Genomic DNA, 25,984 nt, shown 5'->3' with positions numbered 1-25,984 from the left:
AATACCGAACAAGGAGTCACCATGACCGAGATCCACACCGGCGGCTGCCACTGCGGCCGGCTGCGCTACGCCTTCGAGGCACCGCTGCGGGACATCGCCCACTGCCACTGCTCGATCTGCCGGCGCACCACCGGCGGCATCGTCACCACCTGGCTGACCCTGCCCATGGCGGGGTTCCGCTGGACCCACGGCAGCGCCGCGGCCTACGCCTCGTCGGCCAGCTGCACCCGCTACTTCTGCGCCCACTGCGGCTGCCACCTGACCCTTTTCACCAGCCACAGCCCGGATACCCTGGACATCACCGTGGCCAGCCTCGACCACCCCGAGCGGGCGCCGGCCGACCGGCACATCTGGACCGGCAGCCGCCTGCCCTGGCTGCGCCTCGACGAAGGCCTGCCCGAAGAGGACGAGGAGCGGCTGTAGCCATGTGGGACCGTCCGCGCGGGTAACCGTAGGGTGCGCCGCGCGCACCGGCCATCGAGGCAACCGGTGCGCATGGCGCACCCTACGAATGTCCGAAATCCGGGTATCAGGGCAGCACCAGCCCGCCGCTGGCCTTGTGCAGCTCGCGCAGGCGGTTGCCGAGCTGTTCCAGGTTGGCCTCGCCGGCCTCGATCTGCGCCACCAGCTCCGGCTCCAGCAGGCGGCGCACTTCCTGGTCCAGGCTGTGGGTCAGCTGGCGCAGGCGCAGCTGGCGTTCGGCGCTGGCGGCTTCCAGCTGTTTCCACTCGCCCGGCTGCGGCAGGCCGTAGCCGGCGTCCAGCAGCTCCGCCGGGCGGCTGAGGAAGCCGCTGTTGTCGAGGATCTGCCGCAGGGTGGCGTCGGCCTCGGCGAAGCGCCCGTCGAGCCGGTCCTCGCGGGCGCCCAGGTAGCGCTGCTTGAGCTGCTCCTGGGCCAGCAGCAGCTGGCGGCGCAGGGCGGCCTGTTCCAGCAGCAGGAGGGCGGCGCCGGCACGCAGGTCGGCCCGGGCGAACCACTCGCGGCGCTGCTCGGGAGCTAGCGCCAGCCACGCCTCCACTTCCCGCTGGGGTACGTCCAGGCGCTCGCGCAGTATCGTGAACATGGCCTGGTAGCGGTCGCGGAAGGAGTCGAAGCGATAGCCCAGACGCAGCGCCTCGCGCGGATCGGCCAGCACGCTGTGGTCGGCCAGCCCGCGTGCCTCGAGCACGTCCAGCAGGCCGTTGGGCATGATGCTGTCGAGGTCCTGCAGCTCGCGGCGGCCGGTGCCACTGCGCAGCAGCTTGAGGGTCTCCACCGCGCAGTTGTTGGAGAGGAACCAGTAGTCGCCGTCGTAGCTCCAGTGCTGCTCGGCGGCGCGCTGCACCAGGCGTTCGAGTTCGTCGCGGGACAGCCGCAGCGGCACCGAGGACAGGCCGCGCAGCTCGACCTTGGTGTATTCCTCGATCACCTGGGCCAGCGGCAGGATGAACAGGCGCGACGGGTAGGCGCCGGTCAGGCCGTCCCAGCTGGACAGCTGCACATCGCCGACGAAGGCGCGGTAGGACAGCACCAGGTGCTGGTCCAGGTCCAGCCGGCAGGCCGGCCCGCGCGGCCGCCCCGGCGCGCACACCACCAGGCGCAGCATGCTGTGGCCCCAGCGGCTGGCCCATTGCTGGTTGGGTTCGGCGAGCAGGTAGTCGACCTCGTAGACCCGCTCCGGGTCGAGCCGGCCGAGGGGCTGGCGGCCGAAGTCGCTGCCGGCGTTGAGGTAGGCGTAGTCGTTGGCGCATTCGGCCTGCGCCGCGGGCTGCCAGGCGAAGTGCTCGCGCAGGTGGCGCTGCAGGCCGGGGCGGCGGCAGGCGTAGGTCGGGTCGAGCAGGAAGTACTCCATATTCACCGCGACGAACTCGCGCGGGTTGCTCAGCTCGTAGGGGTCGGGGCTGCGCGCCACCTGGCCGTTGCCGTGCTCGCGGGCGCCGCGGCGCCCGACCCTCTGCGGCCAGCCGGCCAGGTCGAGCAGGCGCGGGTCGTCGCTGAGGCTGAAGCGGCGCCCGGTCTGCCCGCGGCAGAGGTCGCGCTGGCCGACCGGGCCGGCGCTGGCGAGGCCGGCGTCGCAGCGCCACTGCTGCAGGCGCTCGGCAGCGGGCCACAGGCGGGAGCGGTCGTACAGGTGGGTCAGTTCGTGCAGCACGGTGGCCAGTAGTTCGCGGCGCAGGCTGCCGTGGGGGCGGCCGCTGGCGGCGTCGGCCTGGGCGGGGTCGAGCAGGCGCGGCAGCAGGCGGGCGTTGAGGCTGAGCGAGCGGGGGCCGGTCAGGCGGCCGTAGACGTGGGCGGGCAGGTCGTCGGACCAGTCGACCCGCACCTGGCGATCCAGGCGCTGGACGAAGCTCGGCGGCAGGGCGGCCCCGGCCTGGTCGAGCAGCGCCTGGCTGCCCTGGCGCTCGGCGGCGGAGAGGCCGCGGGCGTCCAGGCTCAGGCGCAGTTCGGCATGGGCGCCGGCGCAGATGCCGGCCAGCAGCAGTGCGACCAGCCGGCGCGCGGCGCGCGCAATCACAGGGCGAGTATGGCTTCGGCCAGTTGCCGGTCGGAGGCGTGGCGGGCTTCCGGGAGCTGCTCGCGCAGGGTGGTGAAGGCCGCTTCCAGGCTGGCGCCGCGGATGTCGCCCTGGCTGGCGACGAAGCTGGCGGCATCGTCGCGGGCGGCCAGCACCACCTTCATGTCGCGGACCGAGGTGGTGGTGTCGGAAGTGAAGTCCAGGCTGCGATCCAGGGCGCGAACGATGATGTTGCTGGTGGCCACCAGGGTCTGCGCCTGGGCGTGTCCGGCGAGGCAGAGGGTGGCGGCGAGCATGATGTGTTGCAGATGGCGCATGGTGGTTCCTGGCTTCGGTTGGTGCGGATGCCTATTGGACGAGAACTGGCGCTGGCGGTTCAAGCCCCGGCCGGCGATGCCGTGAGGGTAGCGGCACGGCGCGCGGGCATCCAGCGCCGCTCCGCTGACGGTGCTCCGCCAGGTCGGGGGAGGCGCCGTTCGACGGTGGGACGAGAGTGTTTCGATTCATTTATGTTATGTTATAACAATTATGAAAATACCCAGACAGGTTCCCGCCGTGCTCGATGAAGCCGAACTGCTGGCCATGCCCGCTTCCGACTACATGAACGCCCGCCAGCAGCAGTTCTTCCGCCAGCGCCTGCTCGGCGAGCGGGACGCGCTGCGCCGGCGCATCGCCGAGGAGTTCGCCGGCCTGCGCGAGCAAGAGCCGACCAGCGACCCGGCGGACGCCGGCAGCGCCGAGGAACAGCGCCAGTGGCAGCTGCGCCTGCTGGAGCGGGAGAAGCGCCTGCTGGACAAGATCGACGACGCCCTGCAACGCCTGGCCCAGGGCGAGTACGGCTGGTGCGCGGAGACCGGCGAGCCCATCGGCCTCGCCCGGCTGCTGCTGCGCCCGACCGCGACCCTCTGCGTCGAGGCTAAGGAACGCCAGGAGCGGCGCGAGCGACATATCCGTGACCTGTGAGGAAAACCCGATGGAGAACCGTCTACCCGTCACCGTGCTGTCCGGCTTTCTCGGCGCCGGCAAGAGCACCCTGCTCAACCACGTGCTGAGGAACCGCGACGGCCTGCGCGTGGCCGTGATCGTCAACGACATGAGCGAGATCAACCTCGACGGCGAGGCGGTGCAGCGCGACGTCAGCCTCAACCGCGCCGAGGAGAAGCTGGTGGAGATGAGCAACGGCTGCATCTGCTGCACCCTGCGCGAGGACCTGCTGGAAGAGGTTGGCCGCCTGGCCCGGGAGGGCCGCTTCGACTACCTGCTGATCGAGTCTACCGGCATCAGCGAGCCGCTGCAGGTGGCCGAGACCTTCACCTTCCGCGACGAACAGGGCCAGAGCCTGTCCGACCTGGCCAGGCTGGACACCATGGTCACGGTGGTCGACGGGGTGAACTTCCTGCGCGACTTCCAGGCCGCCGAGAGCCTGGCCAGCCGGGGCGAGACGCTGGGCGAGGAAGACCACCGGGCCATCACCGACCTGCTGATCGAGCAGGTGGAATTCGCCGACGTGCTGCTGATCAGCAAGGCCGACCTGATCGGCGCCGAGCAGTGCGCGGAGTTGCAGGCAATCCTGCGCCGACTCAACACCCACGCGGACATCCTGCCGATGCGCATGGGCGAGGTGGCGCTGGAGCGCGTGCTGAACACCGGCCGCTTCGACTTCGACCGGGCCGCCGAGGCGCCCGGCTGGCTCAAGGAAATGCGCGGCGAGCACGTGCCGGAGAGCGAGGAATACGGCATCGCCTCGACCGCCTACCAGGCGCGCCGACCGTTCCACCCGGAGCGCTTCTTCGCCTTCCTCGACCGCCCGTGGGAGAACGGCAAGCTGCTGCGCTCCAAGGGCTACTTCTGGCTGGCCAGCCGCTACCGCGAGGCCGGCAGCTGGTCGCAGGCCGGCGGCCTGATGCGCTACGGCCAGGCTGGACGCTGGTGGCGCTTCGTGCCGCGCGAACAGTGGCCGCAGGACGAGGACGGCCTGCGCACGGTGCTGGGCAAGTGGGACGCGGCGGTAGGGGACTGCCGCCAGGAGCTGGTGTTCATCGGCCAGGGCATCGACTTCGACCGGTTGCGCGCCGAACTCGACGCCTGCCTGCTGAGCGACGCGGAGATGGCCGAGGGGCCGGCCGGCTGGGCGCTGCTGCCCGATCCGTTCGCGGCGGCGGCCTAGCCTAGCGATCCATCCAGACGCCCTTGCTCTGCCGTTCGCAGGCGGGCTTGAGGTAGCGGGCGTCGGTGGCCACGCCGTAGTAGTGGATGTCCTGCTGGTACGGCGTGCCCTGCACGCGGGCGTTGCGGCACTCGCCGAAGGCGCCGCTGGGGCACTGCTCGACGAAGCGCACCTCGACCTTCTGGCCCTTCAGCTGCGGCGCGCAGAAGCCGGTGCGGAACAGGTTGGCGGGGATGGTGCGGTTCTGCTGGCAGAGCTTCACTTCCAGCTCCTGGCCCTCGCTGTGCACCACGCAGGCCTCGGCCCAGGCCTGGCCGGCGAGGCCCAGCAGCAACAGGGTGGCAATGACGCGCATCGTTCGTCTCCTGAATCGGTGCGGCGACTTTAGCCTTTCCCGCCGCCGCGCGAAACCGCACCATAAGGCCATGCTCGCCAACATCCCCACGCATCTGATCGCCGGCCCGCTGGGCGCCGGCAAGACCAGCCTGATCCGCCACCTGCTGGCACACAAGCCGGCGGCCGAGCGCTGGGCGGTGCTGATCAACGAATTCGGCCAGATCGGCCTGGACCAGGCGCTGCTGACCGGCGGCCAGGACGGCGTGGCCATGGCCGAGATTCCTGGCGGCTGCCTGTGCTGCGTCGGTGGCGCACCGTTCCAGGTGGGACTGGCTCGCCTGCTGCGTCAGGCCCGGCCGGACCGTCTGCTGATCGAGCCTTCCGGCCTGGGCCATCCGGCCGAGCTGCTGCGCCAGCTGGGCGAGGCGCCGTGGGCCGGGGTGCTGGCCGTGCAGCCGCCGGTGCTGGTGCTGGACGCGGCGGCGCTGGCGGCGGGCCAGGCGCTGCCCGACAGTCAGCAGACGGCGCTGCCGCTGGCCGGTTTGCTGCTGCTGAACAAGGCGGAAGGGCTGGACGCGGCGGCCCGCGCGCGCCTGCAGGCACGGCTGCCAGACTTGCCGCTGCGCTGGACCCGAGGTGGCGCGCTGGACTTCGCCGAGCTGCCCGGCAGCGCCGTGCGGGCCGGCTCGGCCGGTGAGGCGCCGCAACTGTCGGAGGGCGGCGCCCCGCTGGCGCAGGTCTGGCGCGACCCCGCCCGGCCGATCTGCCAGGTGCAGGCGCAGGCCGAGGGCTGGAGCATCGGCTGGCGCTTCCACCCCGGTCAGGTGTTCGAGCTTGGGCGGGTGCAGGCCTGGCTGGCCGGACTGCCCTGGCGCCGCGCCAAGCTGGTGCTGCGCGGCGGCGACGGTTGGCGGTCGGCCAACGCCCTGGACGGCGAGGCGCTCGACTGGCGTATCAGCGAGTGGCGCAAGGACTCGCGCCTGGAGCTGATCTTCGTCGCGCCGCAGGCGGCCGAGGAACTGACCGCCTCGCTGATGGCCTGTCTGCGCGGATCGGCGTGATCCGCCGCCCCGCCGGAGCCCGCATCGCTCAGGGGTGGGCGTTGAACCAGGCGAGGATCTTGCCCGGCGACACGGCGAACCATTCGTGCCCGCCCAGCGGCTCGGTGTGCCGCTCCGTCTCTATGCCCTGCTGCAGCAGGCGGTCGTAGTACAGGTCCATGCTCCACCAAGGCACCACCGGGTCGATGAAGCCGTGCAGGAACAGGGTCGGTGGATGGCCGGCCGGCAGCTGGCCGGGCACCACGCAGAGCGGCCCGCTGCAGGTGGCGTAGGAGCCGGACTGGATCGCCAGCGCCTTGAATCGCCCCGGGAAGGACACCGCCATGCGGCTGCTGTTGTAGCCGCCGCTGGAGATGCCGGTGGCGTACTGGCGCTGGGCGTCGAGCGGGCCGAAGTGGCCGCTGGCGATGGCGCCCAGCACGTTGCCGAGGAAGTCGTAGTCGGTGCTCAGCTCGTAGGCCTGGGCCAGGCCGGGGATGTTGGTCTGCCAGAACAGGTCGGCCGGCGCGCTGGGAGCGATCACCGCGTAGCCGTTGTCGAGCAGGGTCTTCACCAGCTTGCCTTCGTGGAAGCCGCCGAAGGGCAGGTTGCCGGTGTAGCTGAAGTCATCGAGCGGGAAGAACGAGCCCTGGTAGATCAGCACCACCGGCCAGCCGGCGGCCGGCGGCGTGCCTAGGGGCGTCTGGTAGATCACCTGGCGGGCGCCGACCAGGCCGGAGTCGATCCAGGTGGTGCGGTGAGGGCAGCTGACCTTGGCGGGCGAGAGGAGGGTGCGGGCGCGTTCGCTGCAGCGCGAATCGGCCATGGCGAGCTGGGGCAGGGTGAGGGCGAGCAGGCAGAGGAGCAAGGTGCGGAAAGCGATCATGGGGGTGATCTCCGTCGTTGTTGTTGTTCGATTGCTCGTCAAATAGAAACAGGAATTCCGATTCCGTCAAGTTGGAGCGGATCACTCTTGTCGGCGAAGGGGAACGGAAGGCCATGTCGCAATCGAGTGCTGCTGGCGAGGGCGATGACCCCGTGGGAGCGGCGGCTGGCGGCTGATAAGAAAACTTCGCGGACAAGTCCGCTCCCACAGGGGGCGAGCGGGTCAACAACGGTTGATTCAGGCAACGAGCCCCGCCGGCGAAGGCGGGGCGGGAGTGGATCAGGGGTGGCGCTGGAACCAGTCGAGGATCTTGGCGGGGGAAGCGGCGAACCACTGGTGGCCGCCTATCGGCTCGCTGTACAGCGCCGTCTCGATGCCCTGGTACAGCAGGCGGTCGTGGTAGGGCTGCATGCTGCTCCAAGGCACCACGCGGTCGGCCAGGCCGTGCAGGAACAGGGTGGCGGGATGGTCGGCCGGCAGCTCCTGCGGCACCTGGCAGCGGGCGCCCACGCAGGTGGCGAACGAGGCCGACTGGATCGCCAGGGCCTTGAAGCGGCCGGGGAAGGACACGGCCATGCGGCTGGTGTTGTAGCCGCCGCTGGAAATGCCGACGGCGTACCAGCGGCTGGCGTCCAGTTTGCCGAAGCGACCGCCGTTCATGGCGGCGAACAGGTTCTCGAAGAACAGCCGGTCGTTGCTGTGGGCGTAGTCGTAGGCGTACTCCGGCTCGTTGGTCTGCCAGGCCTCGGCGGCCGTCAGCGCGTTGGGCGCGATCACCGCGTAGCCGTTGTCGAGCAGGGCGCGGATCAGCATGCCCTGGTAGAGGCCGCCGAACGGCATGTTGGCGGTGTAGGTGAAGCCATTCACCTGCACCAGGGAACCGTGGAACAGCAGGACGACCGGCCAGCCGCCGGCGGGAGCGGTGCCGGTGGGCACCTGGAACACCACCTTGCGCGGCGCTTCGCTGCCGGAATCGATGGAGACCGTCTGGATGCTGCAGCTGATGGCGGCGCCGGAGGCGTTGGCGATGCAACGGGAGGCGGCGAGGGCGGGGCTGGAGAGGGCGAACATCCCCAGGAGCGCGAGGATCAGGGCGGAACGATTGGGCATGAGCGACTCCGAGGTGGGGCGGTGGGACTCGGAGGATTTGACGCGATGCCCTGGCAAATATCACGTTTATTTGGCGCCAGAATTACGGCATGCGATGGGTGGCGCGGCTAAACGCGACAGGTCCTGGCAGAAAAATATCGTGCCGCTCTTGCCACCGTTTCGATTGCCGTCTAGATTTATCGGAACCGATGTTCCGATTCCGATAAAAACAACACTGGAGGTCATCGTGATGCATCAAGGAAGAGGCCTGGCGGTCGCCGGCCTGGCTCTGCTCGGCGCGCTCCCCCTCGGGGTGGCGCAGGCGTTTCAGGTGCGTTCGGGCGACTGGACCACCTCGCTCGACACCACCGTGTCCTACGGCGTCAGCTATCGCATGGAGGGACAGGACAGCAAGCTGATCGCCCGCGCCAACGGCGGCAGCGGCAGCAACTCCGCGCTGATCAACTCCGACGACGGCAACCTCAACTTCCGCAGGGGCGACCTGTTCTCCGAGATGGTCAAGGTGGTCTCGGAGATGGACCTGCGCTACCGGGAGCGCCACGGCCTGTTCGTCCGCGGCCGCGCCTTCTACGACTTCGAGCTGGAGGACGACTCCCGCCGCCATCGCCGCATCAGCGACGGCGGCCTGGACGAGGCAGGCTCCAGCGCCGACCTGCTGGACGCCTTCGTCTACGGCAGCTGGACGGTCAACGAGCGCGACCTCAACGCGCGCCTGGGGCGCCAGGTGATCAACTGGGGCGAGGGCCTGTTCTACCAGAACGGCATCGGCGCGACCAACCCGGTGGACATCAACGCCCTGCGTGCGCCCGGCTCCGAGATCAAGGAGGCCTACCTGCCGACCTTCATGATCTACGGCTCCTACGAGCTGCGCGACAACCTCACGGTCGAAGGCTACTGGCAACCGGGCAAGGCCTGGGAGGCGTCGAAGATCGACCCCTGCGGCACCTACTTCTCCACCCTCGACCCGCTCGGCGAGGACTGCGAATACCTGTCCGTCGCGCCGCTGCAGGAACAGGTCACCGGGCTCGCCGGCGGCGCCCTGGCGTTCGACAGCCCGGCCGCGGCCCAGGCCTGGGCCAACGGCCTGCCGCCGGGCATGGTCAACGACCTGCTGCGCAGCTACATCCCCACCACCTTCATCCCCCGCGCCAAGGACATCGACGCCGATGGCGCCGCCCAGTACGGCCTGGCCCTGCGCTGGTACGTGCCGGCGCTGAACGACACCGAGCTGGGCTTCTACTACCTGCGCTACAACATGCAGGTGCCGATGATCGGCCTCACCGTCGGCCAGCCGCTGGTGCTGCCGGTGGTCGGCGCGCTGCCCAACGCCAGCAGCTCGCGCTACTACGCCGAGTACCTGGAGAAGCGCGACCTGTTCGGCATCAGCTTCAACACCTCGATCGGCGGCGACAGCATCTTCAATGGCCTGTCCCTCGCCGGCGAGCTGAGCTACCGGCCGGACACCCCGATCGCCCTCGGCCTCAACGAGTACCTGCCCATCGCCCTGCTCAACCCGCAGGGGCTGCCGGCCGGCACGCGCCTGGACGGCTACCGCGAGAAGGACATGTACCAGGCCTCGCTGGCGGCCATCTACAACTTCACCGGTCTGCTCGGCGCGGACTCGGCCGTGCTGTTCTCCGAGGTGGTGGCCAGCCGCGTGCAGGGCCTGGAGTCGGACGTCGACTACTACGAGGCCACCAGCAGCGCCTATGGCGCCCAGGCCAGCCTGCAACTGACCTACACCAACGTGTTCAACCTGGTGAACCTGGTGCCCAGCGTCGGCTACCAGTACAGCATCAACGGCGTGGCGCCGCAGCTCACCAACGGCCTGGACGAAGAGGCGCAGAGCTGGTCGGTGGGCCTGGACGCGATCTACCAGGAAGCGCTGACCGTTGGCGCCAAGTACGTCGGCTACAGCGGCGGCGGGCTGTCGAACAAGCGCACCGACCGCGACTACCTGACCTTCAACATCAAGTACAGCTTCTGAGAGGGAACGCCATGCATCGCCTGAGAATCACCCTGCTGGCCGCCGCCCTCATGGCCGCACCGCTGGCCATGGCCCAGGTCGCCGCCGACCAGGCGGCCCGCCTGGGCCAGGACCTGACCCCGCTGGGCGCCGAGAAGGCCGGCAACGACGCCGGCACCATCCCCGCCTGGGACGGCGGCCTGGCCCGCGACGCGAACGCCTTCGACGCCAAACTCGGCTACAAGGACCCCTACGCGGCCGACCAGCCGCTGTTCACCATCACCCACGCCAACGCCGGGCAGTACCGCGAGCAGCTCAGCCCCGGCCAGCTGGCCATGCTCGAACGCTACTCGGGCAGCTGGAAGCTCAACGTCTACCCGACCCGGCGCTCGGCCTCCTACCCGGACAAGGTGTACGCCGCGATCAAGGGCAACGCCGCCACGGCGCGGCTGATCGAGAACGGCAACGGCATCGCCGACTTCAAGGTGGCCACGCCCTTCCCGATCCCCCAGTCGGCGCTGGAAGTGCTGTGGAACCATCTGGTGCGCTACCGCGGCGACAGCGTCAAGCGCTACTACGCCCAGGCCGTGCCCCACGCCAGCGGCAACTACTTCATGACCCAGATCGAGGACCTGTTCCTGTTCAACCAGGACGCCGGCGACGCCAGCAAGGACAACGGCAACGTGCTGTTCTACTTCCGCCAGTCGGTGCTGGCGCCGGCGCGCCTGGCGGGTACCGAGCTGCTGGTCCACGAGACCGTGGATCAGGTCAAGGAACCGCGCCTGGCCTGGCTCTACGCCGCCGGCCAGCGCCGCGTGCGGCGCACGCCGAACGTGGCCTACGACTCGCCCGGCACCGCCTCCGAGGGCATGCGCACCACCGACAACTTCGACATGTTCTCCGGCGCGCCGGACAAGTACGACTGGCAACTGATGGGCAAGCGCGAGATGTACGTGCCCTACAACAGCTACCGCTTCGCCTCCAGGGCCAACAAGTACGGCGACATCGTCAAGCCCGGCCACGTCAACCCGGACCTGCTGCGCTACGAGCTGCACCGCGTGTGGCACGTGCGCGCCACCCTCAAGGCCGGCCAGCGCCACCAGTACAAGCAGCGCGACCTGTACTTCGACGAGGACAGCTACCAGATCCTGGTGGTGGACCACTACGACAACCGCGACAACCTGTGGCGCGTCGGCGAGTCCTACACGCTCAACCTGTACGACCAGCCGCTGATCTGGACCAAGGGCGACGCGGTATATGACCTGATCGGCGGCCGCTACGTGATCGGCATATTGTCCAACGAAGAACCGGCGGATCAGTTCGATATCGCCCTGAAGCCCACCGACTTCACGCCGGCGCAATTACGCCGCGATAGTCGTCGTTGATATCGGCGCAAATAAGCGGATCAACTTTGCGCAACTTGCAGATAACGGCAGACCACCCGGGAAAGTTCAGCGGGAAGAACTTCCCGGGGCGTCACGCCGAGACTGCCGACCATGGTGAAGTAGTTCAGCCCGGAGAGCAGCAGGTGGGCGCCGAGGTCGGCCGCCTGCTCCGGCGCCGGGTGCCCCAGGCTGTCGCGGTGGCTCAGCACGATGCGCCCGAAGGTCTGGCCGATATAGGCGTTGAGCTGGTGGAAGCGCTGGCGGAACTGGGGGTCCATCGAACTGCGCCGGATCAGCGCGCGGAGCAGGCCTTCGCGGCCTTCGAAGAGGTTCACCACGCCGCCGATGAAGGCTTCCACCTGGCGCTCCAGGGGCGCCGCCTCGCCAGCGATGTCCGCCGCCAGGCCGTCGATGGCGGCGCGGCTCTGCTCCACGAAGCGCTCGTGCACGGCGTACAGCAGCACGTCCTTGTCGCCGAGCAGGCGGTAGAAGGTGCCGACCGAGGACTCGGCCAGCTGGGCGATCTGGGAAATGCCCGTCTCTTCGAACTGGTTGTCGGCGAGCAGATCGGCGGCGACGTTGAGGAAGCGTTCCAGAGCCTTCTTGCTGCGTGTCTGGGTGGGACTGGCAATGCTGTACATGATCGGCTCTCGAAACGGCGCTGCCCGATTCTAGGGGGTTTGCCAGGGCAAGGCAAACAGCGGGACATGAACTAGAGGCGAAATAAAAGTTGGTTGTCAGAACAACTTCTTCGGTATCGGAAAGTTGCTCTGGCAAGGCTGTTTTATTGTCAACGAATAATGTGGGGAAGAACTTTCAATGGAATATATCGACTTGCCCAACGGCCGTTTCGCCTATATCCGCCAGGGCCGGGGATACCCGGTGCTGCTGCTGCATGGCCTGGGTTCCTCGCTGCTCGACTGGCAGCCGCAGATCGAACACCTGTCGCCGCATTGCGAAGTGATCGCCATGGACATGCGCGGGCACGGCCGCAGCGAACCGCTGCGGGCGCCGGTGAGCATGGCCGAGCTGGCCGCGGACGTGGCCGACTTCATCCGCGCCCTGGGCATCGGGCCGTGCCTGCCGGTGGGTATCTCCATGGGTGGCATGCTGACCTTCCAGCTGCTCGCCGACCACCCCGAGCTGGTGCGCGCGGCCGTGGTGATCAACAGCGCGCCGAGCTTCCCGGTCGACTCCTGGAAGGTGCGCTGCCAGGTCTGGCTGAGGCTGGGCCTGGTGCGCCTGCTGGGCCTGCCCGCGCTGGCCCGGATGCTGGCCGGCAAGCTGTTCCCCAAGCCCGAGCAGCAGGCCCTGCGCGAGCTGGTGGCGCAGCGCATCGCCGGCAACGACCGCACCTCCTACCTGTTCGCCATGCGTGCCATCCCCGGCTGGTCGGCCCTGCCGGCGGCGGGCGAGGCGGAGGTGCCGCTGCTGGTGGTCAGCGGCGACCGCGACTACACCCCGCTGGACTACAAGCGCGCTTACCTGGGCCAGTTGCGCAACGCCCGCCTGGAAGTGGTGGAAGACTCCGGCCACGCCACTCCATTGGACCAGCCGGAGCGGCTGAACCGGCTATTGCAGGCCTTTATCGCCGAATATTCGGCACCTTTGCCCGACTGACGCGCCCCCGGCGCGCCGTTACACTGGCCGCAGTCTTCCGCCGCGGCGCGCTTTCATGCAATTGCATCCCTGGTCCCACCCCACCTCCGCCGGTTTCACCCTCACCGGCTGGCACACCCCGCCCAGCGGCAAGCCGCTGCTGCACTTCCTGCACGGCAACGGCTTCTGCGGGCGCGCCTACGAGCCGATGCTGGCGCCGCTGGCCGAGCACTTCGACCTCTGGCTGTGCGACGTGCAGGGCCACGGCGATACCGAGCACGGTGGTCGCTTCCATGGCTGGAACCGCAGCGCAGAACTGGCGGTGGAGGCCTTCGAGGCCGGCCGCGGAAGGTTCGGCGAGGTGCCGCGCTTCGCCCTCGGGCACAGTTTCGGCGGAGTGCTGACCAGCCTGATCCTGGCCCGACAGCCGCAGCTGTTCCAGCGCGCCGCGCTGCTCGACCCGGTGTTGTTCAGCAAGGCGATGATGGGTGTGATGGCGCTGTCCGAACTGGTCGGCCTGCACCGGCGCAACGTGATGGCGAAGAAGTCGGAGGCGCGCCGCCGGCACTGGCCGGATCGCGCCAACGCCTTCTCCCTGCTGCGGGGGCGCGGCATCTTCCGCGGCTGGAGCGACGCCGCGCTGCAGGCCTACGTCGACCATGCGCTGAAGGATGCCGCCGCCGGCGGCGTCGAGCTGAAGTGCCGGCCGAGCCGCGAGGTGGACATTTTCAGCTCCTTCCCTCGCCGCCTGTGGCCGTCCCTGGCCAGGCTGAGCACCCCGACCCTGCTGCTCTACGGCAGCCAGACCTATCCCTTCGTCGGCCAGTCCGCTCGCCGCCTGAGCGCACTGAACGGGGCGGTGACCATCGCCGAGGTGCCGGGCGGGCACTGCTTCATGCAGGAGCACCCCGAGGACACCGCCGCGCGGGTCCTGGCCTTCCTCCGACCGGAAGGTTGAGGGTGGGTGCCAGCCGCGAGGACGTGTGGCTGGCGCTGTCCGCACTCTGGCTGGACAACCAGCTGGACGACCACGACCACCGCCACATCGCTGACGTGCTGCACGCCAGCGGCCTGTCGGTGGAAGAGCTGCGTGCCATCTACCTGGAGGAAGTCGCGCCGCTGCTGTGGACCAATCACTGGGTGGCGGCGGGGGCCTGGGAAGGCTTCGATCCCGCCTGGCTCAGTGCCGGTTGCCGCCGTTTCCAGGCATTGCGCGGGCGCCGCTGGCATCGCTGGCGCTGCCGCCTGCTGCGCAGGCCCATGACCTACGCCGCCGAGCCGGAATGGCGGCAGGTGATGGCGCGGCTGGTGGAGTTGCGAGGGTAGGAGTCAGTCGACCCGGCGCTGATCGTTCGGCCGTGGGTGACTGCGGCGCCAGTCGTCGAGCTGGATCACCTTGTCATCGGCCGGCGACGGCGGCTGGAAGGGGTGCGGCTCCAGTTCTATGCTGCCCAGGTGGCGGCCGTACATGCTGACGGTGCCGCTCAGGCGCTGCTCGCCGGTGACGGTGAACTCGAAGCCGTAGATGCGCGCCACCCGGCGCTGGCCGCGGATGTCGCGGACAAAGGCCAGGCGGCGGAAGGCGACGTTGCCGTCGAGCAGTTCCACGTCCAGCTTGGCGCAATGCTGCTTGGCCAGCGCCAGGGCGCGCTCGCGGATGCCGTGGCCGCGCCACAGCCAGGCGCAACCGGCGGCGAACAGCATCAGAAGCAGTACATCCAGCAGATCGATCATGTGGACTCCGGTGTTTACAGGCCAAGCTTAACCGATCCGTGACGCCGCGCTCAGCTGCCGCTTGAGCCGGCCGGACTTCTTGGATAGGGTCGCGTCCTGCCATTCCCCGCATGAAAAGGATGTCCCCATGCAATGCCCCGTCTGCCGCGACTCGCGCCTGCAACCCACCCGCCTCGACGAAGGCCTGCTCGCCCACGGCTGCCAGCAGTGCTCCGGCACGTTGGTGGCGCTGCTCTACTACCGCGACTGGGCCGAGCGGGCGCCGCAGGACGAGGCGCCGGAAGGCGAGTTGCAGGCCGAGCCGCTGAACGAGAGCGCCCACGCGCTGACCTGCCCCAAGTGCGCGAGGCTGATGAGCAAGTTTCAGATCAGCGGTACCCGCAGCAATCGCCTCGACCTGTGCACCACCTGCGACGAGGCCTGGCTGGACGGCGGCGAATGGCAGTTGCTCAAGGCCCTGCAGCTGAGCCGCAGCATCCCGGCAATCTTCAGCGAGGCCTGGCAGCGCCGCGTGCGCCAGGAGAGCGCCGAGCAGGCCCGCCGCGAGCGCTTCGCGCGCATCGCCGGGGAAGACGCCGTGGCCCGCGCCGACGAGGTGCGCGCCTGGCTCAAGGACCATCCGCAGCGCCGCGAGCTGCTGTTCTACATCGGCCATGAGTGAGCTGGCGGTGAAGACCTGGCAGCGCTGGCTGCTGATCGTCGTCGTCGCGCTGGGCGCGGGCCTCTGGCTGTGGACGCGGGACGAAGCGCTCGACCCCCGGGCCCTGGCCTGGCTGGAGGAGGTGGCCGCGCCCGGCGAGAGCACCGCCTATCACCAGTTGATGGGCCTGGATGCCCCCGCCGGCCAGGACGCGGCGGCCGCCGGGCGGCAGATCCTCGAGGCCCATCGCCAGTGGCGGGCGCAGCACCGCTATCACGAGCCGATGGTGGCCGATGCCGAGAGCGCGCATATCGCCCTGCCCGGCAAGGCGCTGTGCGCGCTGGCCGAAGGCGACTGCCAGCAGCGCCTGCGCGCGGACCGCGCCGGGCTGGACGCGCTGCTGGCGCGCCATGCCGAACTGCTGGAGCGCTACCAGCGGCTGCTGGCTCTGGACGACTACCGCACCCTCGGCCTGCCGAGCGCAGACGAGCCGTTGGCCAACTTCATCAGCCTTGATCGGGCCAACCGGCTGCTCGCCGCCCGGGCACTGGCCCTGGCGGACGCGGGCCGCGGTGACGAGGCGCTGGCCCTGCTGCAGCAGGACGTGGCGCGGCTGCGCGCCTGGCTGGCGCAGGCCGACAACCTGATCCTCAAGATGGTGCTGGGTCGCCTGCTCGGGCGCGATCTCGACAGCCTGGCGGTGCTCGTGCGGGAGGGGCTGATCGCCAGGCCCGAGCCGCAGCCGGCGTTGAGCGAGGCGGAGCGTTCGCTGCACATGCCCATGCGGCGCGAGTTCGCCCTGCTCGGCAACGGCTTCCTGTACATGATGGACGACCCGCAGATCACCGCCGAACTGGCCGGCGGCGCCTGGCAGCTGAGCCTGCTGTACAAGCGGCACATGACGATCAACGATAGCCTGCCGGCCTACCTGCGCGTGGCCGAGGACTCGCGCCTGGACCCGCGCGCCTTCGTCGAGCTGGTGCAGCAAGGCGAGCGGCCGCAGCCGGGCCTGTGGCGTCGCGCGCGCAACCCGATCGGCGTGGTGCTGGGTGGCATCGCGATGCCCAACTTCCATGTCTATCTGGCGCGGATGCATGACCTGGACGCCAAGCTGGCCCTGTTCGCCAGCCTCGGTCAGGCCGTGCCGGAGGCGGACAATCCCTACTACCCGGGCCGCAAGGCGAGTTGGAACCCGGAGCAGCGGGCCTACTGCTTCGCCGGGCCGCTGGCGGACGAGCGGGGCCTGCGCTGCCTGCCCTGGACGGCGCCGCCCGTCCGCTGAGCCGCCCGTGGCGGGTGGCTCAGGCGTGGCTCAGGCGTGGGTCAGGTACCAGCGCCAGTCCTGCTCGCCCACCTCGCCCATGAACTGGCGGTACTCGGCCCACTTGATCGCCAGGAATACCTTGAGGAAGTCCTCGCCCAGCGCCTCGCGGGCCCAGCTGGAGCCTTCCAGGGCGCGCAGGGCGGTGAGCCAGTCGGTGGGCAGGGTCTCGCGGACCTGCTCGTAGCCGTTGCCGACGATGGCCTCGCCCGGGTCGATCCGGTTGCGGATGCCGTGATGGATGCCGGCGAGGATCGCCGCCGCTGCCAGGTAGGGGTTGGCGTCGGCGCCGCAGATGCGGTGTTCCACGTGGCGGCTGTGCGTGGGGCCGCCCGGCACGCGGAACGACACGGTGCGGTTGTTCACCCCCCAGCTCTTGGCCAGCGGCGCGTAGCTGTTGGCCTGGAAGCGGCGGAACGAGTTGGCGTTGGGGCAGAAGATCGCCAGGGCGTCGTCCAGGGTGGCCATCATCCCGCCGATGGCGTGCCTTAACAGCGTGCCGGGCCCGCTTTCAAGGTCAGAAAGCTCCGAGGCCATCAGGTTGTTGCCTTCGGCGTCCGCCAGGCTGACGTGCAGATGCAGGCCGCTGCCGGCCAGGTCGCCGAACGGCTTGGCCATGAAGCAGGCCTGCAGCCCATGTTTATTCGCCACGCCCCTGACCAGGCGCTTGTAGCGCACACCCTCGTCCACCGCCTGGAGGGCGTCGAAGCGGTGCTCCAGGGTCAGTTCGAGCTGGCCCGGGGCGTATTCCGAGATGGCCGTGCGCACCGGCAGGCCCTGCACTTCGCAGGCGGCGTAGAGGTCGTCGAGGAAGGGCTGCAACTGCTCCAGTTCGTACACGCCGTAGACCTGCGGCGCCTGGGGGCGCACGCCGTTCGCCTGTACGGCCGGCTGCGGCCGGCCATTGGCGTCGCGGTGCTTGTCCAGCAGGTAGAACTCCAGCTCCACCGCCATCACCGGGTGGTAGCCGTCCGCCTTGAGCGCCTCGATGGCGCGCACCAGCACGTGGCGCGGATCGGCCGGGCTGGCCGGCAGGCCCTGCTCGGGGTGCATGCTGACCTGCAGCTGGCCGGTGGGCATGGCGCGCCAGGGCTGCAGGGTCAGGCTGCCGGGCAGCGGGTAGGTCCAGCAGTCGGCGTCGGCCACTTCCCAGACCAGGCCGCTGTCTTCCACGTCCTCGCCCTGGATGGTCAGCGCCAGGATTGAGCTGGGCAGTGGCCGGCCGTGCTCGTAGACGGCCAGCAGCTCGTCGCGGTGCAGCAGCTTGCCGCGCGGGATGCCGTTGGCGTCGATCAGCATCAGCTCGATGCTGCGGACTTCCGGGTGGGCGGCGAGGAAGTCGAGGGCTTCCTGGGGATGGGCGAATCGCATGATGGTGTCCTTGATCTGTTCCCCTCTCCCTTTGGGAGAGGGGCTAGGGGTGAGGGTGATCCAGGCGAGGTAGGGCTGCATGTTTCGAGCCTCCCTCACCCCAGCCCTCTCCCGGAGGGAGAGGGAGTCAGAGGCGGGCGCCGGGGATGGCCAGCAGCTCGCCAAGTGCCTCGTCCAGGGTGGCGATCAGCCTGTCCACGTCCGCTTCCGTGGTGCTCGGGCAGCACAGGGTCATGTTGTGGAACGGGGTGATCAGGATGCCGCGGTTGATCAGGTACAGGTGCAGGGCCATCTGCAGCTCGTCATGGAAGGCCGCCTCGGCCTCGGCGCCGGTCTTCGGCGACACCGGGCAGAACTGGAACTCGCTGCGCGCGCCCAGCTCGGTCACCGACCACTTCAGGCCGTGCTTGCCGATCAGCGCGCGGAAGCCATCGGCCAGGCGCTTGGCCAGCGGCAGCATGTGCGCGTAGGCGGCCGGGGTCATCACCTGTTCCAGGTTGGCGCGCATGCAGTGCATGGCCAGGGCGTTGGCCGACAGGGTGGTGCCCATGCCGCTGTGGCCGTGGCCATGGCTGTCCTCGCTGGCGCGCTTGCGCGACTCGGTCATGGCCTCGGCCATGGCTGCGCTGCAGCCGAAGATGCCGCAGGGCACGCCGCCGGCGATCGGCTTGCCGACCACGAAGAAGTCCGGGTCGAGGCTCCACAGCCGGGTGCAGCCGCCGATGTCGGTGGAGATGGTGTGGGTCTCGTCGATGATCAGCAGCGCGCCGTATTTGCGGGTCAGCTCGCGGCACTTCTGCATGAACCCCGGTTCCGGCAGGACCATGCCGATGTTGGTCATCGCCGGCTCGCACAGCAGGGCGCAGACGTCGCCCTTCGCCAGCGCGGCTTCCAGCGCCTCGACGTCGTTGAACGGGATCGAGCGGCTGTACTGGGTCAGATCGTAAGCCTGGCCGACCAGGCCGGAGCGTGGCACGGTCTCGCCGTCGCGGTGGCGCACCATCACGTCGTCCACGGTGCCGTGGTAGCAGCCGTCGAACACCAGCAGGGTCTTGCGTCCGGTGATGGCGCGGGCCCAGCGCAGCACGTAGCGGTTGGAGTCCGTGGCGGTGGCGGTGACTTGCCAGAACGGCAGGCCGAAGCGTGCGGCCAGCAGCTCGCCGCAGACCACCGCGTCCTCGCCTGGCAGCATGGTGGTCAGGCCGTTGGCGCCTTGCTCGGCGAGGGCCTTGGCGATGGGCTCCGGCGAGTGGCCGAACATGGTGCCGGTGTCGCCCAGGCAGAAGTCGATGTATTCGTGGCCGTCCACGTCGTAGAAGCGCGCGCCCCTGGCGCGCTCGACGAACAGCGGCACCGGGGTCGACCAGTCGGCCATCCAGTGCATCGGTACGCCGCCGTACAGGGAGTGGCGGGCGCGCTCGGCCAGGGCCACGGATTTGGGATTGCGGGCGAGGAAGCGCTCGCGCTCGCGGGCGACGAAGGTCTCCACGGCGGACGGGCTGATACCGCTGACAGTCATGCTGAACACCTCGTTCGAATTTCTGCACATGCTATTTTGTGATCACAAAAATAGCAACTGATGGTTTAATATCCGTCTGGAACGCCGTTTTCCTTATGTATGTGATCACAAAAGACCAGGAGTAACTGATGCGAGACTGTTCCCTGACCCGCAGCCAATTGCCCGCGCCGCCACGGGATCGCTGACATCATGGCCGACAATCTGCAGGAAAGACTCTACCAACGGATTCGCGAAGGCCTGCTCGAAGGGCGCTTCCAGCCCGGCGAGCGGCTGAAGATCCGCGACCTTGCCGCCCAATGGGGCACCAGTCCGATGCCGGTCCGCGCCGCGCTGCAGCGCCTGGTGGCCGAGGGGGCGCTGGAGGGCGAGCCGCAACGCTCGGTGCGGGTGCCGGCGATGACCCGCGAGCGCTACCAGAACATCTTCCAGGTGCGCCTGGGCCTCGAAGGCCTGGCCGTGGAGTTGGCCACGCCCAACTTGACCCCCGCCGACATGGCCGAGCTGCGCGACTGCGTGCAGCGCATGGACCTGGCCATCGAGCAGCGCCAGGTGCAGGACTACCTGGAGGCCAACAGCCGCTTCCACCTCAGCCTCTACGGCGCTTGCGGCAATCCGGTACTGCTGCGCAGCATCGAGTCGCTGTGGCTGCAGATCGGCCCCTTCTTCAACCGCCTGTTCACCGGCGCCGACCTGTCGCTGCGGCTCAACGACTTCCACGAGGAAGCCTTTGCCGCCATCGAGGCCGGCGATGCCAAGGCGGCGCGCCATGCCATGGAGCAGGATCTGATCTACTTCGCCCGCTTCCTGCTCAACCTGCTGGAGCTGGAAGGCGCGAACAGCGTAGGGCGGGTGAAACCCGCGTGAACGGTGCTCACCGTAGCGCGGGTGGGCTCGCCAAGGTGTGTGCCTGCGCGGGTTTCATCCGCCCTACCGGATGCAGTCCAAGACGACCGGCGCTCAGTTCTCCAGCCAGACGTCCCGGCACCAGTGCCACACCGAGTCCCATATCTCGTCGGTGAGTTCGCCGGTGCGGCCATCCCACAGCACCACCTGGCCTTCCACGTCCACGGCGTAGTAGTCGCGGCCGTCCTGGCACAGGGGCACCAGATCGCGCGGCAGGCCCAGGTCCCAGGCGGTGGCGGCCACTTCCGGCAGGTAGGTGTGCGAATGCGGGTCGCTGGCGGTGACCGGCTCCAGGCGGCCGTAGACCACGTCGCTGACCTTGAGCAGGAACTCGCGCAGCTCGAAGGGCAGGTGGATGAGGATCTGCTCCTGGATTTCCACCAGGGTCTCCTCGTCCGGCAGCTCCAGCGGCACCGGCACCGGCTCGTTGAGTTCGCGCAGCTGATCGATGACTTCTTCCACGGGCGTCTCCAGGGGGGAGGGAACGGAGTCGGCTAGAGGGTAGCCGATCGGAGGCGCGTTTTACCGCGAGCCGGCGGGGAAGGGAAGAACCCCGGGCGAACCCGGGGCTCGGCGGCCTACATCAGGCGACCGCCATCCTCGCGGGTGACCACCACGGTGGCCGAGCGCGGCCGCCGCCCCGGGCCGTCCGGCCAGGCGCTGAGCAGGTTGGTGGCGGTGGAGCCTTCGCCCGGGTGCTGGATGTTGACGAACAGGGTGCGGAAGTCCGGCGTGGCGCTGATGCCGGTGACCTCGGCACCCAGCGGTCCGGTCAGGAAGCGCTTGAGGTCGCCGCTGCGCGGGTCGGCCACGAGCATCTGGTTGTGGCCGAACGGGCCGCTGGAGAGCTGGCTACCGCTCATGTCGGTCTGGATCCACAGGCGGCCGTCCGGGTCGAACCAGAGCCCGTCCGGGCTGGCCAGGATGTTGCTGTCGTCCAGCGGCCTGCCTTTCGGGTCGCGGCTGTCGCCCTGCGGGCCGGCCAGCAGGAAGATGTCCCAGTTCAGGCGCTTGCCGGAATGGTCGCTGCTGTCCTCGCGCCAGCGGATGATGTGGCCGTAGGCGTTGGCCACGCGCGGGTTGGAGGCGATGGCCTGGGTGCGCGAGGTGTTGTTGGTGAGGGTGAAGTACACCTCGCCGTTGTCCGGGTTGACCGCGCCCCACTCCGGGCGGTCCATCTTGGTGGCGCCGACGAGGTCGGCGGCCAGGCGGGTGTTGATCAGCACTTCGCCCTGGTTGGCGAACTTCACCCCGGCCTTGGCGCAGGCGGCCTGGAAGGCCGAGTCCTTGAGGTCCAGCGCCAGCCAGTCGCCGCTGCCGTCGGCGTTGAAGCGGGCCACGTAGAGGGTGCCGTCGTCCAGCAGGCGGCCGGGCTTGCCCACGATCGGGAAGTAGCGTTCGCGGCTGACGTACTTGTAGATGTACTCGTTCTGCGAGTCGTCGCCGGAGTAGCACACCAGCGGGCTGCCGATGCGCTGCGGCGCGAAGACCAGGCCTTCGTGGGCGAAGCGGCCGAGGGCGCTGTGCTTGATCGGGGTGGAGGTCGGGTCGAAGGGGTCGATCTCGACGATCCAGCCGAAGTGGTTGGGCTCGTTGCGGTAGTCCTCGCGGGCGTCGGCGGCCTTGCGGGTGGCGTCGAAGCGCTCGAACTCGTCGCCCGGCAGGGTCTCCCAGCCGAAGCGGCTGGTGTCGCGCAGGCCGTAGCGCTTCAGCTCGCGCGGCTGGTCGGCGTCACGGGTGGCGAAGTAGCCGGCCCAGTTCTCCTCGCAGGTGAGGTAGGTGCCCCAGGGCGTGAAGCCGTTGGCGCAGTTGTTCTGGGTGCCGCGGGTGGCGGTGCCGTCCGGGCTGTAGCGGGTGCGCAGGAGCGCGTTGCCGCGCGCCGGGCCCTGGATCTGCATGGGCGTGGCGGCGGTGACGCGGCGGTTGTAGCGGCCCGGCACCACTTCCCACTCGCCCAGGCGGTTGCGGCGAATCTCGACGATGGTCACGCCGTGGGCGTTGATCTCCTTGCGCACCTCGTCGGGCACCGTGCGCTTGCCGTCCACGGTGGTCGGGCCGTTGGGGTGCAGCAGCGGCGCGTCGATGTATTCGTTGTTGAACACCAGCAGGCCGTGGTTGGAGTCTTTACCGCCGCCGTGGCGGCCGTCGATGGGGAAATAGTGCATGCCGTCGTGGTGCATGCCGACCTGCTCCGCCTGGTCCTGAGCGCTGTTGCTGGCGTCCTCTAGGAACGGCGGCAGGTTGCCGCTGATGGGCGTGCCCCAGGGCGCCAGCACGCTGGCGCGATAGCCCGGCGGCACGGTGATGGTGTCGGCACGGCTCACCGGTATGGCCTCGAAAGGCAGCCGGTTGCGCCGGGTGAACGGCTTCTCCGGCCCCGCCGCCTCGGCCACCTGGGGCAGCACGCCGAGAAAGCCGAGCGCACCGATGGCGGCGCCACCGGCGAGTATCTGCCGGCGGCGCTGGTCGATCAGCTCGCCCATGTGCGGGTTGGCGGAATGATTGCTGGGGAGTTCGTCGCCGCTGCCAAAAAGCACGGCGTTCTGTTCATCGAAGCTCACGGTTCGGTTCCTTCTGCTGAGGATGCGACGGAGCCACGACGCTAGCGGTCGATGGAGACGAAACGATGACGGTTGTGTGGCGATTCGGTGCCCTGGGAGCGGGTTAACGTTTCCTGCGTTGCTCGGCGCCGCTCATGAGGCGGGCATCGAGCAGGGCGTGGTGGGGGATGTCGCCTTCGGCCAGGTCGCTGAGCAGCTTCTTGTCCTCGCGGCAGCAGGCGTTGCCGGGCAGGCCATGAGCGCCGAGCAGCTCCAGCAGCAGCGGCCAGTCCCAGGCCAGGGCGTCGCTGACGATCTCGACCTCGCCGTAGCCGGCGATGAAGGCGTGCAGCGCGGTGGCGGCTTCCGCCCGGCTGCGGCCGTGACGGGTCGGTTCGAGCTGGGGCAGGACGATCTCGTGGACGAAGGCGGAACAGTCGGCCGGGCTCCAGCCGTCGTTCAGCTCGACGTAGAACTCGGCGCCGGCCGGGTCGACCAGGGCCAGGCTGATCAGCCGGTAGTCGGGGGTGAGGCGGGTGAATTCGGTATCGAGGAAGAGGGTGTGCATGCGGCGCGCCTGGCGGGGAGATGGCGCGACTCTAGCAGATGGAGAAAGCCCCCGGTCGTTGCGGCCGGGGGCTTCGCGATCAGCCGTTCTGGCGGATGCCGGCGACCAGCCAGGGCTGGTTGTCGCCGTTGACGCGCTCCATGCGCCAGCTTTCGCTGAAGGCCTCGCCCTGGTCGAAGCGCGAGGTCTTGGCCAGGCCACGGAAGGTCAGGGTGGCGACGGTCTTGTCGGCCAGTTCGTCGATGCCGTCCAGCTGCACGTCGAGGTCATCGATGTAGGTGGACTGGTAGGCGTCGCCCAGGCTGGCGCGCTCTTCCTTGAGGAAGCTGAGCATCTGCGGGGTGACGAACTCGGCGATCTTGTCCATCTCCGCCGCGTCCCAGTGCTGCTGCAGCGCCAGGAAGTGGGTGCGGCCGGCCTCAATGAAGCGTGGCTCGTCGAACCAGGCCGGGGCCTTGACGGCGGGACGTGCCGGGGCGGCGCTGCCGAAGATAGGTGCCTGCTGCTGCGGCATCTCGCGCTGCATGCCGCCGGCCACGGCCGGGCGGCCCTGCTGCTGGCGACGCGCGGCGAACAGCTTGAAGATGACGAAGGCGATCAGGCCGAGGATCAGGAAGTCGAAGATCTGGAAGCCTTCGAAGCCATCGCCCATGAACATGGAGGCGAGCAGGCCGCCGGCGGCGATACCGGCCAGCGGGCCGAGCCAGCGCGATGCGCCGCTGGCGGCGGCCGGACGCTGGGCGCCGGCGGCGTTGTTGGCGGCCGCGGGCTGGTTGGCCTTGGGTGCTTCCGCCTGGCGGCTCTGGTGGGTCGGTGCCGAGCCGAAGGACTTGCCGCCGCCCATGCGCTTGGCGCTGGCGTCGAGGCTGAGGGTCAGACCCAGGCACAGGGCCAGGGCGATGCTGAGAAAACGCTGCATGTGGGGTGATCCCGCTGAGGTTGTGATTCGCGCGTCATGCTGCCGCAGTGTTGGGACTCCCGCCAGCCGCAGAATGTTTCCGGATTTATGTGGGCAGCTCGTATAGAGGCGGCACGTGTGGTTCTGTCGGTCAGCGGCGCAGCAGCCAGGCGAGCGGCCCGCCCCGCAACTGACGACGCAGCAGGGCGCGCAGTTCGGCATCGCCTTCTCCGGGGTGGCGCAGCCAGTGCACGAAGGTGCGCAGGAGCACCGCGCTGAGCAGGCTTTCCTCGGCGACCCGCGACAGGTGCAGGTTCTGCCGCCGCGCCGCCTCGCGCCACCACTGCACGGTGCGGCTGACCCGCAGCAGTGCGCCGACCTGCAGGTGGACATGGCCGAGCTCCAGCTTGTACAGCAGCATCTGCCCGGTCAGAGCACGGTGCGTGGCCATGCCGCCGAGCCAGGCGACCAGCAGTTCCTCCAGTCGCTTGCTTGGGCTCAGGGCGGCGAGGTCGGCCGCCCTGGCCCGCTCGAACAGCGCCCGGTCGGCGCGGTCCAGCCAGGCCTCGACCAGATCGTCCTTCTGCCCGTAGTGGCGGGCGATGGCGGCCAGGTCGCAACCCAGCGCCTCGGCCACGTCATGCAGGTACAGACGCTCCCAGCCGCAGACCTCGGCCAGGTCGAGGGCGGTATCGAGGATCTTGTCGGCGGAAGGCGTGGCGCGGGGCATGGAAGGCACCTCCGCCGGACAGTATGGCCAGCTTGGCGGTGTCCTCGGAAAGACCCGACGGGTGGAGCCTGCTTCTGTCTGGCAGTTGTCGGTCTCGTGATGAGACCTGATCGTCGTTTACGACACGCCCGGATTGTCGGGGCCGTCGTGTTCGGCTGGAATTGACCTGACTGGTATGGGAATCGTTTAAGACGATGTCCCGTGGAGCCTGCACGGAAGCAGGCCTTCTTAAATCTGAGCAAAAGGACTTGCCCCATGAGCGAATCCGCAGGCCTGCCGGTCTCGCATATCGGCCACGAAGTGGCGGGTGCGGTGATCGTGACCGGCTCCCCCAACGTATTCGTTGGCAGCACGGCGGTGGGGATGGCCGACCAGCCATCCGCCTGCTCGCCGAGTATCGGCCAGCCGGTCAACCCGATCCTGGGTGCCAAGCTGCTGCCGGCGGAAACCGACTTCGTCCTGTCGGCGCCGATGCCCTTCGCCTTCAGCCGTGGCTACCTGTCGCGCGACGGGCGTATCGGCAGCCTGGGCCAGGGCTGGTCCCTGCCCGGCGAGGGGCTGGGCCTGGAGCTGGATACCGACAGCACCACCCTCACCGATGCCCAGGGCCGGCGTATCACCTTTCCCGCCCTGAAGCCGGGGGCTTCGTACTACTCCGGCAGCGAACGGCTGTGGATGCGCCGTGGCGGCGCCGAGCCCGATCAGTCCTGCGAGCCCTGGGGGCGTCGCTGGACCGGCGTGCCGGAGACGGTCCAGCAACACGAAGGCTCCGTCGTG

The 25,984-nt window shown here is 69.2% G+C and carries 27 protein-coding genes; 13 read left to right on the top strand and 14 right to left on the bottom strand.

Annotated elements, in window-relative coordinates:
* Window positions 1-21: 21 nt before the first annotated feature.
* Window positions 22-423 (top strand): GFA family protein, encoded by a 402-nt coding sequence (locus tag N5D30_RS19615; RefSeq protein ID WP_279910311.1) that lies wholly within the window; start codon window positions 22-24, stop codon window positions 421-423.
* A gap of 106 nt (window positions 424-529) precedes the next feature.
* Here N5D30_RS19615 and N5D30_RS19610 read toward each other — a convergent pair whose 3' ends face one another.
* Both N5D30_RS19610 and N5D30_RS19605 read right to left on the bottom strand, forming a co-directional pair.
* Complete coding sequence (locus N5D30_RS19610) at window positions 530-2,491, bottom strand: DUF4105 domain-containing protein (RefSeq protein WP_279910355.1); 1,962 nt, start codon at window positions 2,489-2,491, stop codon at window positions 530-532.
* Complete coding sequence (locus N5D30_RS19605) at window positions 2,491-2,802, bottom strand: DUF2388 domain-containing protein (RefSeq protein WP_279910354.1); 312 nt, start codon at window positions 2,800-2,802, stop codon at window positions 2,491-2,493. Before N5D30_RS19605 ends, N5D30_RS19610 begins: the two co-directional genes overlap by 1 nt.
* Window positions 2,803-3,022: 220 nt before the next feature.
* On the opposite strand from N5D30_RS19605, the gene dksA reads away from it, so the two are divergent.
* Both dksA and zigA read left to right on the top strand, forming a co-directional pair.
* Window positions 3,023-3,457, top strand: a complete 435-nt coding sequence (gene dksA / locus N5D30_RS19600; protein WP_279910310.1) for an RNA polymerase-binding protein DksA — start codon at window positions 3,023-3,025, stop codon at window positions 3,455-3,457.
* Between the two features lie 10 nt (window positions 3,458-3,467).
* Window positions 3,468-4,661, top strand: a complete 1,194-nt coding sequence (zigA, locus tag N5D30_RS19595) for a zinc metallochaperone GTPase ZigA (RefSeq protein ID WP_279910309.1) — start codon at window positions 3,468-3,470, stop codon at window positions 4,659-4,661.
* A 1-nt stretch (window position 4,662) separates the two neighbouring features.
* On the opposite strand, the gene N5D30_RS19590 is transcribed toward zigA, so the two are convergent.
* Window positions 4,663-5,016: an NADH:ubiquinone oxidoreductase gene (locus N5D30_RS19590; RefSeq protein WP_220811179.1), complete on the bottom strand. Its 354-nt coding sequence runs from the start codon at window positions 5,014-5,016 to the stop codon at window positions 4,663-4,665.
* A gap of 70 nt (window positions 5,017-5,086) precedes the next feature.
* Between N5D30_RS19590 and N5D30_RS19585 the strand changes: the two genes are divergently transcribed.
* Window positions 5,087-6,058, top strand: coding sequence for a CobW-like GTP-binding protein (locus tag N5D30_RS19585; RefSeq protein ID WP_279910308.1), 972 nt, complete (start codon window positions 5,087-5,089; stop codon window positions 6,056-6,058).
* A 28-nt stretch (window positions 6,059-6,086) separates the two neighbouring features.
* Here N5D30_RS19585 and N5D30_RS19580 read toward each other — a convergent pair whose 3' ends face one another.
* Window positions 6,087-6,923, bottom strand: a complete 837-nt coding sequence (locus tag N5D30_RS19580) for a plasmid partitioning protein (protein WP_279910307.1) — start codon at window positions 6,921-6,923, stop codon at window positions 6,087-6,089.
* 279 nt (window positions 6,924-7,202) lie between these two features.
* Complete coding sequence (locus tag N5D30_RS19575; protein WP_279910306.1) at window positions 7,203-8,033, bottom strand: alpha/beta hydrolase-fold protein; 831 nt, start codon at window positions 8,031-8,033, stop codon at window positions 7,203-7,205.
* 229 nt (window positions 8,034-8,262) lie between these two features.
* Here N5D30_RS19575 and N5D30_RS19570 point away from each other — a divergent pair, with 229 nt between their 5' ends.
* Both N5D30_RS19570 and N5D30_RS19565 read left to right on the top strand, forming a co-directional pair.
* A complete protein-coding gene (locus N5D30_RS19570; protein ID WP_279910305.1) occupies window positions 8,263-10,020 on the top strand; it encodes a DUF1302 domain-containing protein in 1,758 nt (585 codons plus the stop codon).
* An 11-nt stretch (window positions 10,021-10,031) separates the two neighbouring features.
* Window positions 10,032-11,384 (top strand): DUF1329 domain-containing protein, encoded by a 1,353-nt coding sequence (locus N5D30_RS19565; protein ID WP_279910304.1) that lies wholly within the window; start codon window positions 10,032-10,034, stop codon window positions 11,382-11,384.
* Window positions 11,385-11,404: 20 nt separating this feature from the next.
* On the opposite strand, the gene N5D30_RS19560 is transcribed toward N5D30_RS19565, so the two are convergent.
* Entirely contained in the window at window positions 11,405-12,025 is a 621-nt protein-coding gene (locus N5D30_RS19560; RefSeq protein ID WP_279910303.1) for a TetR/AcrR family transcriptional regulator, read from the bottom strand.
* A 178-nt stretch (window positions 12,026-12,203) separates the two neighbouring features.
* On the opposite strand from N5D30_RS19560, the gene N5D30_RS19555 reads away from it, so the two are divergent.
* The 3 genes from N5D30_RS19555 to N5D30_RS19545 are packed head-to-tail and all read left to right on the top strand — an operon-like array spanning window position 12,204 to window position 14,309.
* Window positions 12,204-13,004, top strand: a complete 801-nt coding sequence (locus N5D30_RS19555) for an alpha/beta hydrolase (protein WP_279910302.1) — start codon at window positions 12,204-12,206, stop codon at window positions 13,002-13,004.
* 55 nt (window positions 13,005-13,059) lie between these two features.
* The gene (locus tag N5D30_RS19550; RefSeq protein WP_279904936.1) at window positions 13,060-13,941 is read left to right on the top strand and encodes an alpha/beta hydrolase; all 882 of its coding nucleotides are present in this window, start codon (window positions 13,060-13,062) and stop codon (window positions 13,939-13,941) included.
* A gap of 2 nt (window positions 13,942-13,943) precedes the next feature.
* Window positions 13,944-14,309 (top strand): hypothetical protein, encoded by a 366-nt coding sequence (locus tag N5D30_RS19545; RefSeq protein ID WP_279910301.1) that lies wholly within the window; start codon window positions 13,944-13,946, stop codon window positions 14,307-14,309.
* Between the two features lie 3 nt (window positions 14,310-14,312).
* Here the strand turns inward: N5D30_RS19545 and N5D30_RS19540 are convergent, their stop codons facing one another.
* Window positions 14,313-14,717: a DUF3301 domain-containing protein gene (locus N5D30_RS19540; protein WP_220811189.1), complete on the bottom strand. Its 405-nt coding sequence runs from the start codon at window positions 14,715-14,717 to the stop codon at window positions 14,313-14,315.
* A 127-nt stretch (window positions 14,718-14,844) separates the two neighbouring features.
* On the opposite strand from N5D30_RS19540, the gene N5D30_RS19535 reads away from it, so the two are divergent.
* Together N5D30_RS19535 and N5D30_RS19530 are read left to right on the top strand one after the other, a co-directional pair.
* Entirely contained in the window at window positions 14,845-15,378 is a 534-nt protein-coding gene (locus tag N5D30_RS19535; protein ID WP_279904934.1) for a zf-TFIIB domain-containing protein, read from the top strand.
* Window positions 15,371-16,639 carry a hypothetical protein gene (locus N5D30_RS19530; RefSeq protein WP_279910300.1) on the top strand — a complete coding sequence of 423 codons (1,269 nt, stop codon included), beginning with the start codon at window positions 15,371-15,373 and terminating at the stop codon, window positions 16,637-16,639. The genes N5D30_RS19535 and N5D30_RS19530 overlap by 8 nt, the downstream gene beginning before the upstream one ends.
* Before the next feature lie 30 nt (window positions 16,640-16,669).
* On the opposite strand, the gene N5D30_RS19525 is transcribed toward N5D30_RS19530, so the two are convergent.
* Window positions 16,670-18,049 (bottom strand): glutamine synthetase family protein, encoded by a 1,380-nt coding sequence (locus tag N5D30_RS19525; protein ID WP_279910299.1) that lies wholly within the window; start codon window positions 18,047-18,049, stop codon window positions 16,670-16,672.
* Between the two features lie 127 nt (window positions 18,050-18,176).
* Window positions 18,177-19,568, bottom strand: coding sequence for an aspartate aminotransferase family protein (locus N5D30_RS19520; protein ID WP_279910298.1), 1,392 nt, complete (start codon window positions 19,566-19,568; stop codon window positions 18,177-18,179).
* Between the two features lie 189 nt (window positions 19,569-19,757).
* On the opposite strand from N5D30_RS19520, the gene N5D30_RS19515 reads away from it, so the two are divergent.
* Window positions 19,758-20,432, top strand: a complete 675-nt coding sequence (locus tag N5D30_RS19515) for a GntR family transcriptional regulator (RefSeq protein WP_279904930.1) — start codon at window positions 19,758-19,760, stop codon at window positions 20,430-20,432.
* Between the two features lie 93 nt (window positions 20,433-20,525).
* Here the strand turns inward: N5D30_RS19515 and N5D30_RS19510 are convergent, their stop codons facing one another.
* From N5D30_RS19510 to N5D30_RS19490, 5 genes are all read right to left on the bottom strand, one after another.
* Window positions 20,526-20,933 carry an SMI1/KNR4 family protein gene (locus N5D30_RS19510; RefSeq protein WP_279910297.1) on the bottom strand — a complete coding sequence of 136 codons (408 nt, stop codon included), beginning with the start codon at window positions 20,931-20,933 and terminating at the stop codon, window positions 20,526-20,528.
* A gap of 116 nt (window positions 20,934-21,049) precedes the next feature.
* Entirely contained in the window at window positions 21,050-23,032 is a 1,983-nt protein-coding gene (locus tag N5D30_RS19505; RefSeq protein ID WP_279910296.1) for a PhoX family phosphatase, read from the bottom strand.
* Window positions 23,033-23,135: 103 nt separating this feature from the next.
* Window positions 23,136-23,579 (bottom strand): hypothetical protein, encoded by a 444-nt coding sequence (locus N5D30_RS19500; RefSeq protein WP_279910295.1) that lies wholly within the window; start codon window positions 23,577-23,579, stop codon window positions 23,136-23,138.
* 79 nt (window positions 23,580-23,658) lie between these two features.
* The gene (locus tag N5D30_RS19495; RefSeq protein WP_220811198.1) at window positions 23,659-24,498 is read right to left on the bottom strand and encodes a TIM44-like domain-containing protein; all 840 of its coding nucleotides are present in this window, start codon (window positions 24,496-24,498) and stop codon (window positions 23,659-23,661) included.
* Window positions 24,499-24,628: 130 nt separating this feature from the next.
* Window positions 24,629-25,207, bottom strand: coding sequence for a TetR/AcrR family transcriptional regulator (locus tag N5D30_RS19490; RefSeq protein ID WP_279910294.1), 579 nt, complete (start codon window positions 25,205-25,207; stop codon window positions 24,629-24,631).
* Window positions 25,208-25,462: 255 nt separating this feature from the next.
* Between N5D30_RS19490 and N5D30_RS19485 the strand changes: the two genes are divergently transcribed.
* Window positions 25,463-25,984: DUF6531 domain-containing protein (locus N5D30_RS19485; RefSeq protein ID WP_279910292.1), on the top strand; the 522-nt coding region annotated here is incomplete at its 3' end.

It is taken from the genome of Pseudomonas sp. GD03875, from assembly GCF_029840585.1.
Taxonomy (GTDB): domain Bacteria; phylum Pseudomonadota; class Gammaproteobacteria; order Pseudomonadales; family Pseudomonadaceae; genus Aquipseudomonas; species Aquipseudomonas paralcaligenes.
This window is presented reverse-complemented; position numbering and strand designations above follow the sequence as displayed.